At 47.8% G+C, this 16876-nt stretch carries 14 protein-coding genes and 1 pseudogene; 11 read left to right on the plus strand and 4 right to left on the minus strand.

The annotated features are described in order from the left end of the window. Window positions 1-182 precede the first annotated feature (182 nt). The 9 genes and pseudogenes from NYE50_RS05425 to NYE50_RS05465 all read left to right on the plus strand — a co-directional run bounded on the left by NYE50_RS05425 (window position 183) and on the right by NYE50_RS05465 (window position 10764). Window positions 183-1535 carry an aspartate aminotransferase family protein gene (locus tag NYE50_RS05425; protein ID WP_101605564.1) on the plus strand — a complete coding sequence of 451 codons (1353 nt, stop codon included), beginning with the start codon at window positions 183-185 and terminating at the stop codon, window positions 1533-1535. A gap of 16 nt (window positions 1536-1551) precedes the next feature. Further along, window positions 1552-2127: a glycerol-3-phosphate responsive antiterminator gene (locus NYE50_RS05430; RefSeq protein ID WP_159353949.1), complete on the plus strand. Its 576-nt coding sequence runs from the start codon at window positions 1552-1554 to the stop codon at window positions 2125-2127. Between the two features lie 172 nt (window positions 2128-2299). After that, complete coding sequence (locus NYE50_RS05435; protein ID WP_159353950.1) at window positions 2300-3127, plus strand: MIP/aquaporin family protein; 828 nt, start codon at window positions 2300-2302, stop codon at window positions 3125-3127. A 16-nt stretch (window positions 3128-3143) separates the two neighbouring features. Then, window positions 3144-4634: a glycerol kinase GlpK gene (glpK, locus tag NYE50_RS05440; protein WP_060963203.1), complete on the plus strand. Its 1491-nt coding sequence runs from the start codon at window positions 3144-3146 to the stop codon at window positions 4632-4634. Between the two features lie 138 nt (window positions 4635-4772). Further along, window positions 4773-6440, plus strand: a complete 1668-nt coding sequence (gene glpD, locus NYE50_RS05445) for a glycerol-3-phosphate dehydrogenase (RefSeq protein WP_016938407.1) — start codon at window positions 4773-4775, stop codon at window positions 6438-6440. Window positions 6441-6572: 132 nt separating this feature from the next. Then, entirely contained in the window at window positions 6573-8315 is a 1743-nt protein-coding gene (locus tag NYE50_RS05450) for a phospho-sugar mutase (RefSeq protein ID WP_060963201.1), read from the plus strand. A gap of 142 nt (window positions 8316-8457) precedes the next feature. Continuing rightward, window positions 8458-9615: a GAF domain-containing sensor histidine kinase gene (locus tag NYE50_RS05455; RefSeq protein WP_224988498.1), complete on the plus strand. Its 1158-nt coding sequence runs from the start codon at window positions 8458-8460 to the stop codon at window positions 9613-9615. Beyond that, window positions 9596-10239 (plus strand): annotated as a pseudogene (locus NYE50_RS05460) (response regulator). The gene NYE50_RS05455 and the pseudogene NYE50_RS05460 overlap by 20 nt, the downstream one beginning before the upstream one ends. Then, window positions 10240-10764, plus strand: coding sequence for an NADPH-dependent FMN reductase (locus NYE50_RS05465; RefSeq protein WP_224988496.1), 525 nt, complete (start codon window positions 10240-10242; stop codon window positions 10762-10764). It abuts the pseudogene before it with no gap. Between the two features lie 14 nt (window positions 10765-10778). On the opposite strand, the gene NYE50_RS05470 is transcribed toward NYE50_RS05465, so the two are convergent. Further along, a complete protein-coding gene (locus NYE50_RS05470) occupies window positions 10779-11021 on the minus strand; it encodes a YhdB family protein (RefSeq protein ID WP_016938402.1) in 243 nt (80 codons plus the stop codon). 190 nt (window positions 11022-11211) lie between these two features. Here NYE50_RS05470 and NYE50_RS05475 point away from each other — a divergent pair, with 190 nt between their 5' ends. Further along, on the plus strand, window positions 11212-11535 hold the full coding sequence (locus NYE50_RS05475) for a DUF3889 domain-containing protein (protein ID WP_224988494.1): 324 nt from the start codon (window positions 11212-11214) through the stop codon (window positions 11533-11535). 44 nt (window positions 11536-11579) lie between these two features. Here the strand turns inward: NYE50_RS05475 and NYE50_RS05480 are convergent, their stop codons facing one another. The 3 genes from NYE50_RS05480 to NYE50_RS05490 form a co-directional block, all read right to left on the minus strand. Then, window positions 11580-13034 carry a C40 family peptidase gene (locus NYE50_RS05480; protein ID WP_014417290.1) on the minus strand — a complete coding sequence of 485 codons (1455 nt, stop codon included), beginning with the start codon at window positions 13032-13034 and terminating at the stop codon, window positions 11580-11582. Window positions 13035-13212: 178 nt separating this feature from the next. Then, window positions 13213-13647, minus strand: coding sequence for a nitric oxide-sensing transcriptional repressor NsrR (gene nsrR / locus NYE50_RS05485; RefSeq protein WP_007610306.1), 435 nt, complete (start codon window positions 13645-13647; stop codon window positions 13213-13215). A gap of 132 nt (window positions 13648-13779) precedes the next feature. Beyond that, window positions 13780-15294, minus strand: coding sequence for a mechanosensitive ion channel (locus tag NYE50_RS05490; RefSeq protein WP_014417291.1), 1515 nt, complete (start codon window positions 15292-15294; stop codon window positions 13780-13782). A 169-nt stretch (window positions 15295-15463) separates the two neighbouring features. On the opposite strand from NYE50_RS05490, the gene NYE50_RS05495 reads away from it, so the two are divergent. Next, window positions 15464-16870: a SpoVR family protein gene (locus tag NYE50_RS05495; RefSeq protein WP_014417292.1), complete on the plus strand. Its 1407-nt coding sequence runs from the start codon at window positions 15464-15466 to the stop codon at window positions 16868-16870. The last annotated feature ends 6 nt before the right edge of the window (window positions 16871-16876 follow it).

The following is a 16876-nucleotide window of genomic DNA, read 5'->3' on the forward strand; positions in this document are numbered from 1 at the left end:
TTTCGGGATATGCTCTTGTAGCCCTTTCGCTTTCTGGGAGAAAGCGTTTTTTTAATTGCCGCCGCTTTATTGACTCGCCCATGCCGCGCCTTTATATTCTTATTAAGAGGAAAACTTCACCAAGAGAATCGGCGTCAGAAGCCGGGCAGCTTTCGATACAGTGCAATGATATTGAAAGGGAGATGAGCGGTGTGGAACATGTACAAAAAAATCAGTCACTCAAACAAAAGGATAAAGAGCTGATTTGGCACGCGATGAAAGGGGCGGAGCCGGATGACAGCATAATCGTCCAAAAAGGGGAAGGCGCCTGGGTTACGGACATTGACGGCAGGCGGTATTTGGACGGCATGTCAGGACTATGGTGCGTCAATATCGGATACGGGAGAAAGGAGCTTGCCGATGCGGCATACAGCCAATTGAAGGAGCTTCCTTATTATCCGCTGACCCAAAGCCATCAACCTGCGATTGAACTTGCGGAAAAACTGAATGAATGGCTCGGCGGCGATTATGTAATCTTCTTTTCCAACAGCGGATCGGAAGCAAATGAAACCGCGTTCAAAATTGCCCGCCAATACCACATTGAAAACGGCGATCACAGCCGCTTCAAATTCATCTCCCGGTACAGGGGCTATCACGGCAATACGATGGGGGCGCTCGCCGCTACCGGCCAGGCGCAGAGAAAATACAAATACGAGCCGCTCTCCCAAGGATTTTTGCATGCGGCGCCGCCTGATCTCTATCGGAATCCCGCCGATGCTGACACATTGGAAAGCGCACATGAAATCGACCGGATCATGACGTGGGAATTAAGCGAAACGATTGCCGGCGTTATTATGGAACCGATTATTACAGGCGGAGGGATACTGATGCCCCCGGACGGGTATATGGCAAAGGTAGAGGACATTTGCCGCCGCCACGGCGCGCTGCTTATCAGTGATGAAGTCATCTGCGGTTTCGGCCGCACGGGAGAGCCGTTCGGATTTCAGCATTACGGCGTTTCACCGGACATCGTCACAATGGCAAAAGGCATCACGAGCGCTTACCTGCCGCTGTCGGCGACGGCGGTGAAACGGGAGATTTTTGAAGCGTATTCGGACGGTGAGCCGTACGGCCGTTTCCGGCACGTGAATACATTCGGAGGCAATCCGGCAGCCTGCGCCCTTGCTTTGAAAAACCTGCAATTGATGGAGGAGGAAAATCTGATCGCCCGTTCCCGGGAGCTTGGCGAAAGGCTGCTCAGGGAGCTTCAGCCGCTCAGAGAACATCCCGCGGTCGGAGATGTACGGGGAAAGGGCCTTCTTGCCGGCATCGAGCTCGTAAAGGACAAAATCACGAAAGAACCCGCTGATGCCGCCGCTGTCCAGCACGTCATCACCGCCTGTAAGAAAAAAGGCCTGCTCGTCGGGAAAAATGGCGATACCGCAGCGGGATATAATAATGTCATTCAGCTTTCACCGCCTTTCTGCCTTTCTGACGAGGAGCTTTCTTTCATCATTTCAACGGTCAAAGAAAGCGTGCTGAGCATTGATTTTTAATGTAAAGGAGTAAAACATGAGTTTTCACAACCAGCAGATTTTACCGGCTATCCGGAACATGAAGCAATTCGATGCATTTTTAGAAAGTCCGTTCTTATACGGCGTTATTTTAGATATTCACCTCGGTCAATTAAAAGGTGTCGTGAATGAAGCGAAAAAACACGGAAAACACCTGATGGTTCACGTCGATTTAATTCACGGCATTAAGCATGATGAATACGGGGCGGAGTTCATTTGTCAGGACATCCGGCCCGCCGGCATCATTTCGACGAGATCGGCCGTCATCGTCAAAGCGAAACAAAAGAAAATATATGCGATCCAGCGTCTGTTTCTCTTGGATACGAGCGCGATGGAAAAGAGCATGGAATTCGTCGGGAAGCATAAGCCTGACTTTATCGAGGTCCTCCCGGGCATCGTTCCGACTTTAATCCGGGAAATTAAAGAGATGACGGGCATTCCGATTTTTGCCGGCGGCTTTATCCGCACGGTACAGGATGTTGAAAACGCCTTGCAGGCGGGGGCCACGGCTGTCACGACTTCAGACACCGAGCTGTGGGCTAAATATGAACATTCTATGACAAAAAAAGATTGACACCGCTTACACCCGTTGTTACAATAGACCTAGGTTAATACTATGTGATGGAGACCCGGAGACCCACAACAGCTCTTTACGGCAGCAATAAAGCGTAAAGCGGTCTGTTGTGGGTTTTTTATTCTCTATAACTCTGTCAAACCTGCTATTATGTCATTTAGGAGGAATGATGATGACAGCATTTTGGGGAGAAGTAATCGGTACAATGCTGCTTATTATTTTCGGCGGCGGCGTTTGTGCGGGAGTCAATTTAAAGAAATCGCTTTCATACCAATCCGGATGGATTGTTGTTGTATTCGGCTGGGGGCTTGGAGTAGCCATGGCGGCATATGCTGTCGGCGGAATCAGCGGCGCTCACTTGAATCCGGCTTTAACGATAGGCCTTGCGCTTGAAGGCAGTTTTCCTTGGAAAGAAGTCCCTGTCTATATTGCTGGACAGATGATCGGAGCAATAATCGGTGCGGTTATTGTGTACCTTCATTATCTGCCGCATTGGAAGGCGACGGATGATCCGGCCGCTAAGCTGGGCGTTTTCTCGACCGGACCGAGTATTCCTCATACATTTGGGAATATGATAAGTGAAGTCATTGGGACATTTGTGCTTGTGCTCGGCATTTTGGCAATCGGAGCGAATGAATTTACAAAAGGGCTGAACCCGCTGATTGTCGGATTCCTCATCGTGGCTATCGGAATTTCTCTCGGAGGAACGACCGGGTATGCGATCAACCCTGCGCGGGATTTGGGGCCGAGAATCGCTCACGCCTTTCTGCCGATTCCGAAAAAAGGGCCGTCAAATTGGAAATATGCCTGGATTCCCGTAGTCGGTCCGATCATGGGCGGTGCGTTCGGCGGCGTATTTTACAATGCCGCGTTTAAAGGAAATGTGACACCTAGCTTTTGGTTTGTAAGCGTTATAATGGTTGTAGTGCTTTTCATACTCTATATTTATACCAAGAAATCTCAATCACGGAAAATATTATCAAATTCTGAATATATTTAAAAAGGAGAGCGGCATCATGGAGACCTATATTTTATCAATTGACCAAGGCACAACAAGTTCAAGAGCGATTCTTTTTAATAAAGAAGGAAAAATCGTGCATTCCGCTCAAAAGGAATTCACACAGCACTTCCCTCAGCCGGGCTGGGTGGAGCATAATGCGAACGAAATTTGGGGATCGGTGCTCGCCGTTATCGCGACTGTGATCTCAGAGTCCGGAATCAGCGCGGACCAAATTTCCGGCATCGGCATCACGAACCAAAGGGAAACGACGGTCGTATGGGATAAAGATACCGGAAAGCCGGTATACAATGCGATTGTGTGGCAATCGAGACAAACATCCGGCATTTGCGAAGAGCTTCGTGAAAAAGGATATAATGATACATTCAGAGAAAAAACGGGACTTCTGATCGACCCTTATTTCTCAGGAACGAAAGTCAAATGGATTCTTGACAATGTAGAAGGCGCGCGGGAAAAAGCGGAAAACGGAAATCTCCTTTTCGGAACGATTGATTCATGGCTCATCTGGAAAATGTCCGGAGGCGCGGCGCACGTAACGGATTATTCCAACGCTTCAAGAACGCTGATGTTTAATATCCATGAATTAAAATGGGATGACGAGCTTCTTGACATTTTAGGCGTGCCGAAATCAATGCTGCCGGAAGTGAAACCGTCTTCTCATGTGTACGCGAAAACGGTTGATTATCATTTCTTCGGCAAAAATATTCCGATTGCGGGTGCGGCCGGAGACCAGCAGTCAGCGCTGTTCGGTCAGGCGTGCTTTGAAGAAGGCATGGGGAAAAACACATACGGCACAGGCTGCTTTATGCTCATGAATACCGGAGAAAAAGCCATTGCTTCAGAGCACGGCCTTCTGACGACGATCGCCTGGGGATTAGACGGAAAAGTCGAGTATGCGCTGGAAGGAAGCATCTTTGTCGCAGGTTCTGCCATCCAATGGCTGAGAGACGGCATGCGGATGTTCCATGATTCGAAAGAAAGCGAGACGTACGCAGAGCGTGTGGATTCCGCTGACGGTGTTTATGTCGTGCCCGCTTTCGTCGGATTGGGCACACCGTACTGGGACAGTGACGTGCGCGGCTCGGTTTTCGGCCTGACACGCGGAACGACGAAGGAGCATTTTATCCGGGCTACGCTTGAATCTCTCGCTTATCAGGCGAAAGATGTGCTTGATGCCATGGAAGCTGATTCAGGCATCTCTTTAAAAACGTTGCGTGTAGACGGCGGAGCGGTTAAAAATAATTTCCTTATGCAGTTCCAAAGCGACTTGCTTGATGTGCCGGTCGAACGTCCGGAAATTAATGAAACGACGGCGCTCGGTGCCGCGTATTTGGCCGGAATCGCTGTCGGCTACTGGAAAGACAGCACTGAAATCGCCGATCAGTGGAATCTGGATAAGCAATTCAAACCGGAAATGGAAGATGAAAAACGCGATGAATTGTACGGCGGATGGAAAAAAGCAGTAAATGCAGCTATGGCTTTTAAGTAAGATAAAATTATGATATACTGAAAACAAGTTAATAGGAACGGTCCTGAGATGAGGAGAGACCACAGCACCAAAGTGATAACATGCGCTTTGGCTGTTGTGGTCTCTTTTTCTATACCGTGACAACAAGGAGGAAACGTAATGATGAATCACCAATTTTCGAGTTTGGAACGGGATCATATGCTGGAAGACATGACTAAAAAAACATACGATCTGTTTATTATAGGCGGAGGCATTACGGGTGCCGGTACGGCGCTTGACGCTGCTTCAAGGGGAATGAAAGTCGCTTTGAGCGAAATGCAGGATTTCGCGGCCGGCACATCAAGCCGATCCACAAAGCTTGTCCACGGCGGTTTGCGTTATCTGAAGCAATTCGAAGTCAAAATGGTGGCTGAAGTCGGTAAAGAACGTGCCATTGTATACGAAAACGGCCCGCACGTCACGACGCCGGAATGGATGCTGCTTCCGTTCCATAAAGGAGGCACATTCGGTTCATTCTCTACGTCCATCGGTCTGCGTGTATATGACTATTTAGCAGGGGTAAAAAAATCAGAGCGCAGAAGCATGCTGTCTGCAAAAGAAACGCTGCAAAAAGAACCGCTCGTCAAAAAAGACGGCTTAAAAGGCGGAGGCTACTATGTAGAGTACCGGACGGACGACGCCAGACTGACGATTGAAGTCATGAAAGAAGCCGTTAAATTCGGTGCGGAGCCTGTCAACTATTCTAAAGTGAAAGAGCTGCTTTATGAAAAAGGAAAAGTCGTCGGCGTTTTAATTGAAGATCTGCTGTCAGGCAAGGAATACAAAGTTTACGCAAAAAAAATCGTCAATGCGACAGGTCCTTGGGTCGACGAGCTGAGAGAAAAAGACCACAGCAAAAGCGGAAAGCATCTCCAGCATACAAAAGGGGTCCATCTCGTATTCGACCAATCCGTATTCCCGCTTAAACAGGCTGTATATTTTGACACGCCGGACGGACGGATGGTGTTCGCCATTCCGCGTGAAGGAAAAACATACGTGGGCACGACAGACACGGTTTATAAACAAAAGCTTGAGCATCCGCGCATGACGGTGCAGGATCGTGATTATGTCGTCAGCTCCATCAATTATATGTTCCCGGAACTGAATATTACGGCGGACGATATTGAATCAAGCTGGGCCGGCCTCAGACCGCTCATTCACGAAGAAGGAAAAGATCCGTCCGAGATCTCCCGTAAAGATGAAATCTGGACATCTCAATCTGGCTTGATCACAATCGCCGGAGGAAAACTGACGGGCTACCGTAAAATGGCTGAGCACATTGTCGATCTTGTCCGCGACCGCTTAAAAGAAGAGGGCGGCCAGGACTTCGGCGGCTGTAAGACGAAGACGATGCCGATTTCCGGCGGACATGTCGGCGGCTCTAAAAACTTCGAGTCATTTGTGGAAGCAAAGACAAAAGACGGATTGAAAATCGGTTTATCACAGGAAACAGCTAAACAGTTAGCCATCAGATACGGCTCTAACGTCGAAAATGTATTCAGCCGGATTGAAGGCCTGAAAGATGAAGCGGCAAAACGCCAGATTCCGGTTCACATTCTGGCGGAAGCGGCTTACAGCATTGAAGAAGAGATGGCTGCGACACCTGCTGATTTCTTCGTCCGCAGAACGGGCAGACTGTTCTTCGACATCAAATGGGTGCAAACGTATAAAACGGCTGTGATTGATTACATGAGCGACCGGTTCCAATGGGATGACGAAACGAAAGCGAAACATACCGAGTGGTTAAACACGCTGCTGCACGATGCGGTTGTTCCGCTCGAACAATAATAACCGGAGGGCTGTGCCGAAAAGGCATGAGCCCTTCTTTTTACATAAAGCGCTGTGTTAAGTTATCAAGTGACACGGACAGCCGCTTCATATTAAAATATGGTCATAAGCTGAAATTATAGGAGGACGAACATGAGTTGGAGTAAGAGTTACGAACGCTGGAATCAGGCCGAACAATTAGATTCAGAATTAAAAAAATTATTGGCGGACGCAGAAGGAAACGAGCAGCTGCTGGAAGACTTTTTCTACAAAAATCTTGAGTTCGGAACAGGAGGCATGAGAGGAGAAATCGGGCCGGGCACAAACAGAATGAACATTTACACGGTCCGCAAAGCATCCGCCGGGCTTGCTGCGTATATCGCAAAACAAGGAGAAGAAGCGAAAAAAAGAGGCGTTGCGATCGCGTACGACTCCCGTCATAAATCTCCTGAGTTTGCGATGGAAGCAGCCAAAACCCTTGCTTCCCAAGGCATTCAAACATACGTATTTGATGAGCTCCGCCCGACGCCTGAGCTGTCTTTTGCGGTGAGAGAACTGAACGCTTATGCGGGTATCGTCGTGACGGCCAGCCATAACCCGCCTGAATATAACGGATATAAAGTGTACGGCGATGACGGGGCACAGCTGCCGCCAAAAGAAGCGGACATCGTCATTGCGGAAGTGAATGCGATTGAAAATGAATTAACGATTCAAGTTGAAGATGAACAGGCGTTGAAGGAAAAAGGTTTAATTAAGATCATCGGCGAAGAAATTGATACATCCTATACTGAAAAACTGACTTCCATCTCCGTCCATCCCGAGCTTTCGGAAGAAGTCGACGTGAGCGTCGTGTTCACTCCGCTGCACGGCACGGCGAATAAACCGGTACGCCGCGGTCTCGAAGCGCTAGGTTACAAAAACGTCACTGTCGTAAAGGAACAGGAGCTTCCGGATCCGGATTTTTCAACCGTCAAATCGCCAAATCCTGAAGAGCACGCGGCATTCGAATATGCCATTAAACTGGGAGAAGAACAAAACGCCGATATTCTCGTCGCTACGGACCCGGATGCCGACCGTCTCGGCATTGCCGCAAAAAACAGTGAAGGCAAGTATACGGTGCTGACGGGGAACCAGACAGGCGCGCTTTTATTGCACTACCTGCTTTCTGAAAAGAAAAAACAGGGCGTCCTTCCTGAGAACGGCGTCGTCATGAAAACGATTGTCACAAGTGAATTGGGCCGCGCCGTCGCTTCATCGTTCGGGTTAGATACGGTCGACACGCTGACAGGCTTCAAATTTATCGGTGAAAAGATCAAAGAATATGAAAAAACCGGACAATACACGTTCCAGTTCGGGTATGAAGAAAGCTACGGCTACTTAATCGGCGATTTCGCGCGTGACAAAGATGCGATCCAGGCTGCGCTGTTAGCCGTCGAAGTATGCGCCTTTTATAAAAAGCAGGGCATGTCGCTTTATGACGCGCTGCTGTCCATTTTTAAAGAATACGGTTATTACCGTGAAGGTTTGAAGTCATTGACGTTAAAAGGAAAACAGGGAGCAGAGCAGATTTCCGCTATCCTGACGTCATTCCGAAACGATCCGCCGAAGCAGATGGCCGGAAAACAAATCACGCAGGCTGAAGACTATTCAACGGGAAAACGGACTGTATTTGCCGATCATCGTGAAGAAGATATTGATCTTCCGAAGTCAAATGTTCTGAAATATTTCCTTGAAGACGGCTCTTGGTTCTGCCTCCGTCCATCCGGAACGGAGCCGAAAGTCAAGTTCTACTTCGCAGTGAAGGGAACTTCTTTACAAGACAGCGAACAGCGTCTTGCCGCATTATCTGAAGCCGTCATGAAAACGGTGGATGCCATAGTGGAAAAAACGAAATAAACAAAAAACCGCCGGAAGCGATATCCGGCGGTTTTTTTACGCCTCATCCGAAAGTATGAGGAAAAATCATGCTGAAGCAAAGGCAAATACAGATTAGAATTGATATAATATGGATAATTCTGAATGGCCGGAGTGAGGGAGTTTGACGAAAACGACGGTAGAAACCTTAAAAACCTTAAAAGCGATTGCGGAAACCTTAAACCAATGCCACGATATGAAGGAAGCGCTTGATAAAGTCCTGCGCGAACTGCTCAGCCTGACCGGGCTGCAGACAGGGTGGATTTTTCTGATTGATCCGGACAGGTCCTATACGCTCGCCGCATCCGCTTATTTACCGCCGGCTCTCGGTCAGCGGGAAAACGCATTAATGTGCAGCGGGGACTGCTATTGTCTGACCAAATTCAGCAATGGCGGATTGACCAAGGCTGTAAACATTATGAATTGTAAACGGATTGAATTTGCGGAACAGACGACGGACTGCAGCGACACCGAAGGCATTACCCATCATGCGACTGTTCCGCTTGAAGACGGCGGCCGGACATTCGGTTTATTAAACGTCGCTGCAGGAGAAAAGACGTTTTTCAGCGAAGAAGAACTGCATCTTCTTGAAGGGGTCGCATTCCAAATCGGAACGGCGATCCAGCGGATGAAACTGGCCGAATTTGCGCAGCAGAACGCCCTGCTGATGGAACGGAGCAGACTGGCGCAAGAGCTGCATGATTCCGTCAATCAGATGCTGTTTTCCGTCAGCTTAACGGCAAAAGCCGCTAAAAGCTTTACAGATGATGAACGGCTCCGGCAGATGATTACGTTCATCCAAGAGCTGTCGCAGGATGCGTTGACAGAAATGAGGACGCTTATTTGGCAGCTGAGACCGGAAAGTTTAACGAAAGGGCTGTATGCGTCGATCAAAAGCTATGCCGCTCTCATCGGTCTGGAAGCCGTCTGTGACATGGAAGATGAACTGAAGCTTACGGATGAACAGGAACACGCGCTTTGGCGGATCGCTCAAGAAGCCTTGAATAACTGTAAAAAGCATGCGGGAACGGACCGGGTTATCATTTCTGCCGTTAAAAAGCCGGATCATGCTGAGCTTCGCATTATCGACCATGGAGCGGGCTTCAGCGCTGATGCGCATGCGGGACTGCCGTCACTTGGCATTGCGGGTATGAAATCGCGCGCCGAAGCAATCGGAGGCCGGTTTGCATTGCAATCTGAGCTTGGCGCCGGTACGATTGTCTCCGTTCGGCTTCCATTTTACGGGATAGGAGGTCTGATTGATGAAAATTGTGATCGCTGATGATCATCACGTTGTCCGCAAAGGACTGCGCTTTTTCTTCGCCACTCAGGAAGATATTGAAGTTGTCGGTGAGGCGTCTACCGGTGCTGAAGCGCTTCAGCAAGCTGAACTAACGAAGCCTGACATCGTTTAATGGATTTATCAATGCCTGATATGGACGGCATTGAAGCGGCAAAAATCGCGGCTGAACGATTTCCGGACATCCGTATCGTCGTTTTGACGAGCTATTCCGACCCGCAGCATGTCATTCCCGCCCTTAAAGCCGGGGCCAAAGCGTATCAGCTGAAAGACGCCCAGCCCGATGATTTAGTGAAAACACTCCGGGAAGTGTATTCCGGACGGTACCGGCTCTCTGCGGATATTGTGCCTCACGTGCTGACACATATGGTTCAGGAGGATCAGGATAAGGAAAAATATGATCAGCTGACTCCCCGTGAAAAAGATGTTCTTCAAGAAATAGCCAAAGGGAAAAGCAATAAGGAAATTGCCGCAGCTCTGTTTATTTCTGAAAAAACAGTGAAGACCCATGTGTCCAATCTGCTGTCAAAGCTGAATCTTTCAGACAGGACACAAGCGGCATTGTATGCCGTAAAATACAATGTTTCCGGAAAGGCGGTAAACTAAATGAGCATATTAGTGATCAGCGGCACGCCGAGAAAAAACGGGCGGACAAGAATTGCCGCTTCGTATAACAGAGACCGGTTTCAAACCGATTTTATTGATTTAAGCAAAAGTGAACTGCCGCTTTATAACGGTGAAGAAGAACAGAACGATCTGCCCTCAGTGCAAGAGTTAAGGCGGCAGGTGAAAAAGTCGTCTGCCGTCGTCTTATTATCTCCCGAGTATCACAGCGGCATGAGCGGCGCTTTAAAAAACGCCATTGATTTTTTAAGCAGTGACTGCTGGAGATACAAACCGGCGGCCATCATTGCAGCGGCGGGCGGGGGAAAAGGCGGCATGAACGCGCTGGCGAATATGCGGACTGTGATGAGGGGCGTCTATGCAAATGTCATCCCGAAACAGCTGGTCTTAGACCCGATTCACATCGACATGGAGCGCCGGACCGTATCTGAGGATATGGCGGTCAGCCTGAAAGAGATGATCGAAGAGCTGAATATGTTTACAAACATGGGGAATCCCGGCGCGTGACGCCGGGATTGTTTTTATGTCAGCATGGCTAATTGATCTTCATACGCGAGCTCTGCCGCATGATCAATATACCTGAGAAGGGAATACAGCTCTTTTTCAAGCACCGCATAATCAAGTTCAAAATGATATGCATGCAGAAAGTGCTCAATACGCTTTGATAACAAATCATCTTTCGTACGCACCATCAAAATTAATAAATTGTCCCATTGAGACCGGTGTGTGTAATATAAGGCTTTATCATAATCGGCATGATCCATCTTACGCTTCCCCTTTCAATGAGAAGTTCTCCGTTAGTGTATGCCGCCGAAGCCCGGATGCAACGGGGGAAAAGTTGGTGTCCGTATAAATTGGGCATAGCAATATGAGGGAGACATAAAATAAAAACGCATATCCGTCTCTTCTTTGGACACGCTAAGATTGACAAAAACGACTCAGGAGAACATAAAGATGAAATTCCTTCCATTTACGCTTGCCCTCTTGTTTTGCGGCATTCTCATTGCCTCAATCGCTGAAAAAGGGCATACAGAACACCTCGATCCATCAGCCGGAAAATGGGAGCAGCTTGCATGGAACCAGCTGGAACGTGAATACAAGGGGGCCGAGCTTACCGATTATTCGTACATGGGCCGTACGAAAGTGAACCGGGAACAGACGAAAGATGTGTTTCGCGTAACGGTGCAAACAACAAAAGAAACGTTTTCATCCCGTGCTGAAGTGTATTTCCATCCCGTAACAAAACACGTGATCAGCATTAATATTTTCAGACTGTAAAAAAAGCTGCACAGCCTAATTGAGGCCGTACAGCTTGTCAGATATCAGAAGAAACGTTTTGCGCCGAGGTAGCGCTGTTTCCAATAGGAATTGTTCATGCTGGAAATAACGACACCCGAATCGTTGGCATTAATAAACTGGCCGTTCCCGAGATAAATACCGACGTGGGAAGGTCCGGCTTTATAAGTTGAGAAAAAGACAAAGTCACCGACCGCCGGCTGGCTGACTGATGTCATCGTATTCCAGTAGCCTGCGGCTGAAAGTCTGGATACAGAAGTGACCTTATTGAGAACGTAATAAATGAAACCGCTGCAGTCAAAGCCTCTCGGCGTTGTCCCGCCCCATACATACGGTACGCCCAGTTGAGCTTTTGCGGCATCGATCATTACATTAATCTTCGCGCTTGTTGAACCTGTGCCGCCTGTGTTGCCGGACTGATTCGGTGTCGTGTTTGTCTGCTGCCCGGTAATCGTCAGCTTTTGTCCGATTTGAAGAACATCTGTTTTCAGATTGTTTTTCTCGCGGATCTGCTGGGCGGTCACATTGAACTTTTGGGCGATCACCCATAAAGAATCCCCGCTTTTCACGGTATATGTAGTGGTTTTCCCTGTATCTCCGGACTGGTTCGGAGTTGACGGTGAAGTCGAAGAGCCGGAAGATGACGTTTTGGTCAGCTTAAGCACTTGTCCGACCCGCAGCATGTCTGACGTCAGTTTGTTGATGCTTCTGATTTGCTGAACCGTCATATTGTATGCGTTTGCGATTTTCCAGAGCGAGTCTCCGCTTTTTACTGTATAGGAGGACGTTTGCGTCTGGTTTTTATTTTGGTTTGAATTGTCTTTTGACGGCGTGTTTCCCGAAGAAGACGTTCCTTTTGTTTTCAGGACTTGGTTTACGTAGATCGTATCCGTTTTTAAGTTGTTTAATACTTTGAGTTCCGCAATGGTCATATTGACGCTGTTTGCGATCTTCCATAGGGAATCGCCGAGTTTTACTTTATACGTCCCGGAAGATGATGACTGATTTTTGCTGCTGTTTGAGCTGCTGCCAGGAGCGGTTTTTTTCTGATCGGTGCTTGAGGAAACTTTCCCCGTCACTTGCAGCTTCTGTCCGGCGCGGATTAAGTCGCTTGTCAGACCGTTCAATTTTTTCAGTTCCTGTACGGACATTTTAAAATCAGATGCGATCAGCCACAGCGAGTCTCCGCTTTTCACTGTATAAACGCTTTTAGTCGTGCCGCTGTTCTTTGAAGATGGCTTTTTGCTGCCGGAATCTGATTTGCCGTTAGGAATGTTGAGCGTCTGCCCGATAGAAAGAACGGTGGATTTTAGATGATTCGCTGATGTAATGGCATCCACGCTTGTATTGTAGTTTTGGGCAAGCTTCCATAATGAATCTCCGCTTTTAACCTTAATCGTTTGTGCTTCTGCCGGTGTTACAGCTAACGCAGACCCGACGATCGCAGATGCAGTCAAACCGACCGCTACCTTTTTTTTCATAGTGAATCTCCCTTTTCCTGCGATAATTTTTCTATCCCCATTCGTTGCAGCCGCAAGGTGAGGATATCAGTAATGATAATCTTTATATCGGCACTTGTCTGCAATCGTTTATCATATTAATAGAAATAGTCCTTTTTTCTTATGCCGGCATAAAAAAAGAAGGAATGCGGACATTCCTTCAGCTTCTGAGCAGTCTCATAATCTCCTCTTTGTTTTTGACCAGATCCCTTAACGTATATTTGTCTAAAACGGCCAGGTAAGCTTGCAGGGCTTCATTCAGAAGGTTCTTTAAGTTGCAGGCGGGAGATATGATACAGAGATTTTTTTTGGAGTCAAAGCATTCTACGATGTTAAAGTCGTCTTCTGTATTTCGAACGACTTCTCCAATGTTTATGTCTTCCGGTGTCATTCCTAATCGGATTCCGCCTCCCCGGCCCCGGATCGTTTCGACATATCCGAGCTGTCCGAGGCGGTAAATGACTTTCATGAGGTGGTTTTTAGAGATGGAATAAGTATCTGCGATTTCTTTTATGTTGGAAAGTTCGTCGGAATGTCTGGAAGCCAAAAAAATTAAAACGCGTAAAGAATAATCGGTATAGTTCGTTAATTTCATAGAATGACCTCGAAAAAAGAGATTTTGCTTCTGTTACAGTCTATCATATATGAATTTAAAATGAAAAAAAAGGAATTTGCCCCTTTAACTTAAAAAAAAACGTGCACTCCTTCTGAGCACACGTTTTTTTCGTTAAGACATCGGCGGCTTACGATCGTCAGCCGATTGATGTTTTTCAATTTTGCGATCCAATTTTGCGAGATAACGGGAGGCGAATTCTTTTCCGCCGAGACCGAATGAAAGTCCGAAGGCAAGCGCGAAACCGCCCAGAATCAGAATAAACGCGGCATTTACGATCGTGTCGGCGACACCGAGCTGATCCAGCGCCATAAAGATTGAAAGAGTGATAATGGTATATTTCGCAAGCGGCGCCAGGAATCTGAATTCCTTTCCGCTCAGCATGCCGGCAAGCAGCCTGCTGACGAGCTGTCCGGCCAAAAGCCCGATTCCGAGAATAAATACAGCGGCCAGAACATTAGGCAGGTAAGCGATAATACCTGTTGCGATAACGACGAGAAATTCAAGATGGACAAGCTGCAGCGCCTCTGCCGTAAAGAGCAGGACGATGATGATCTGAACAATCATGCCGACCGTCTGAGAAAGCGTCAGCTTCGGGGTACCCGCCTGTTCAAAGCCCATTTTACCGAGAAGAGAGTCGAAACCGGCCCGGTGCAAGAGCCCGGATACAATGCTGTTGACCCATTTTCCGATCCAGATGCCGGCGATGATCAGCACAATACCGATGATGATATTAGGGAGCATTGTGAAGACCGTGTGCAGCATGGCTGACGCCGGTTCAGAAATACCCGCCACATCAAGCCGGTCAAGCGCAGAGATGATCACCGGAATGAAAATCAGCACGTAGACAATCGTTCCGATGATTGCCGACAGGCTTGTATCCTTCAGATAAATAGAAAGCCCCATACGTGCGGCAAGCCTTTCCGTGCCGATACTCGCCAGAAAGTTTGTGACGATATCACGGACGAGACGGGCAACAAGCCAGCCGATTAAAACAATCAGCGCCGCGGCGAATAATTTCGGTATAAAGGACAAAACGCTTTGGATCATATTTGTAAACGGCCCTGATACTCCGCTGATTTGGAGAGCGGCCAAGACGCCGGGCAGGAACAAGAGCAAGACGAAGTAAAAAACGATTCGTGAAGCGGCCGTAACGGATCTGCTCATTTCCGCTTCTTCAGACACCATTGTCCATTTTCTGAGCCGGCCGTTTTCAGCGAGTTTCATGCCCGCTTTTTTGACGAGATAGCTGAAAAGCGAAGCGGCCGCCCAGCCCAACAGCAGAATCAGGCCGGCTTTTAAAATGCTCGGCACAGCCGCCGTTATCGCTGACAGCATGCTGACAAAAGGCGAAGCCACGGTTGTCAGATGCAGAATGTTAAAGAATAGAATAAAAACGATGATTAATGCGATAAAATAAATGACTTTACTGATGACTTTTTCTGAGGAATAGCGCGCCGGCTTTTTTTCGGCGAACAGCCTGTCGTCGATTTTTGTTTTTTGCAGGCCTTTGTATACGGCTTTTTCAATGATTTTGGCAATGCCCCAGCCGATAAGCAGGACGAGCAGTGCAATGATCAGATTCGGGAGTTTGCTGAGATACGTCGTAAGCATGTCTGCTGTATTCAAGTAGAATCGCTCCTTTTCTTTTTGGGGTATGGTGTGTGTTTTACCCACTTACATATAAAGCAAACGGGGCGGATGTGCCGAAAGTTTTCAGCCGGAAACCGGTCTGTTATTTCATCTTTTGAGAGGAGGGGTCATACATTATAAATAAGTCCAAGTAGGGGGGATTCGGTTGAACGCGGAGGAGACAAAAGGTTTACAGCGGGCAATTGAGGAAATAACCGACATTGCCAAGGGTTTCGGCCTTGATTTCTACCCGATGAGATATGAAATTTGCCCGGCTGAAATTATTTATACATTCGGTGCGTACGGCATGCCGACGAGATTCAGCCACTGGAGTTTCGGCAAACAATTTCATAAGATGAAACTCCATTATGATCTCGGTTTGAGCAAAATTTATGAACTTGTCATTAATTCCAACCCTTGCTACGCTTTTTTGCTGGACAGCAATTCGCTGATCCAAAATAAATTAATTGTAGCCCATGTTCTTGCCCATTGTGATTTTTTCAAACATAACTGCCGCTTTCAAAATACGAACCGGGACATGGTTGAGAGTATGGCGGCTGCGGCGGAGCGGATTAAGCATTATGAAAGAATGCACGGGATAAAAGAGGTGGAGTCCTTTTTAGATGCCATTCTGGCGATTCAGGAGCATATCGATCCGTCGCTCGTCAGGCCGAAGCTGCTGTGGAGCGTCGATGACGAAGAGGAGGACGAAGAAGAAACCGCGCCATCGCCTTACGATGATTTATGGGGAATGGATAAGCCGAAGCAGGTGAAAAAGAAAAAAGGGAAAAAACCGTTTCCGCCCCGGCCGGAAAAAGATATTCTGCTGTTTATCGAAGAACATTCGCGGGAGCTTGAACCGTGGCAGCGTGACATTTTAACCATGATGAGAGAAGAAATGCTGTATTTCTGGCCGCAGCTGGAAACGAAAATCATGAACGAAGGCTGGGCATCCTATTGGCATCAGCGGATTATCCGCGAGCTTGACCTGACTTCAGATGAAGCCATCGAATTTGCGAAGCTGAACGCAGGCGTCGTTCAGCCGTCAAAAACGGGAATCAACCCGTATTATTTAGGGCTGAAAATTTTTGAAGACATCGAAGAGCGTTATGACAACCCGACAGATGAAATGAAAAAAACAGGAGTAAAGCCCGGTTCCGGCCGCGAGAAAATGTTTGAGGTCAGGGAAATTGAATCGGATATATCATTTATCCGCAATTATTTGACGAAAGATCTCGTGATGCGTGAGGATTTGTATTTATTCCAAAAACAGGGCAGGGACTATAAAGTGATCGACAAAGAATGGAAGGCCGTGCGCGACCAGCTCGTGAACATGCGGGTCAACGGGGGATTTCCTTATCTGACCGTCAATGACGGGGATTACCTGAAGAATAATGAGCTTTATATTAAACATTGGTATGAGGGAATTGAGCTTGATCTGAAATATTTGGAGAAAGTGCTGCCGTATCTGTACCAGCTGTGGGGCAGGAGCGTGCACATCGAATCTGTTCTTGAAGACAGAGAAGTGATGTTTTCGTATGACGGCAAAGGAGTGCACCGGAGATATCTGTAAAATAAA

It is taken from the genome of Bacillus sp. EU55 (assembly GCF_038005925.1).
In the GTDB taxonomy this organism is placed as follows: Bacteria; Bacillota; Bacilli; order Bacillales; family Bacillaceae; genus Bacillus; species Bacillus velezensis.

Bases quoted from the DNA above. Each gene is read 5' to 3' on its own strand.
- NYE50_RS05425 (WP_101605564.1), top strand. From the start codon at position 183: ATGAGCGGTGTGGAACATGTACAAAAAAATCAGTCACTCAAACAAAAG.
- NYE50_RS05430 (WP_159353949.1), top strand. From the start codon at position 1,552: ATGAGTTTTCACAACCAGCAGATTTTACCGGCTATCCGGAACATGAAG.
- NYE50_RS05435 (WP_159353950.1), top strand. From the start codon at position 2,300: ATGACAGCATTTTGGGGAGAAGTAATCGGTACAATGCTGCTTATTATT.
- glpK (WP_060963203.1), top strand. From the start codon at position 3,144: ATGGAGACCTATATTTTATCAATTGACCAAGGCACAACAAGTTCAAGA.
- glpD (WP_016938407.1), top strand. From the start codon at position 4,773: ATGATGAATCACCAATTTTCGAGTTTGGAACGGGATCATATGCTGGAA.
- NYE50_RS05450 (WP_060963201.1), top strand. From the start codon at position 6,573: ATGAGTTGGAGTAAGAGTTACGAACGCTGGAATCAGGCCGAACAATTA.
- NYE50_RS05465 (WP_224988496.1), top strand. From the start codon at position 10,240: ATGAGCATATTAGTGATCAGCGGCACGCCGAGAAAAAACGGGCGGACA.
- NYE50_RS05470 (WP_016938402.1), bottom strand. From the start codon at position 11,021: ATGGATCATGCCGATTATGATAAAGCCTTATATTACACACACCGGTCT.
- NYE50_RS05475 (WP_224988494.1), top strand. From the start codon at position 11,212: ATGAAATTCCTTCCATTTACGCTTGCCCTCTTGTTTTGCGGCATTCTC.
- NYE50_RS05480 (WP_014417290.1), bottom strand. From the start codon at position 13,034: ATGAAAAAAAAGGTAGCGGTCGGTTTGACTGCATCTGCGATCGTCGGG.
- nsrR (WP_007610306.1), bottom strand. From the start codon at position 13,647: ATGAAATTAACGAACTATACCGATTATTCTTTACGCGTTTTAATTTTT.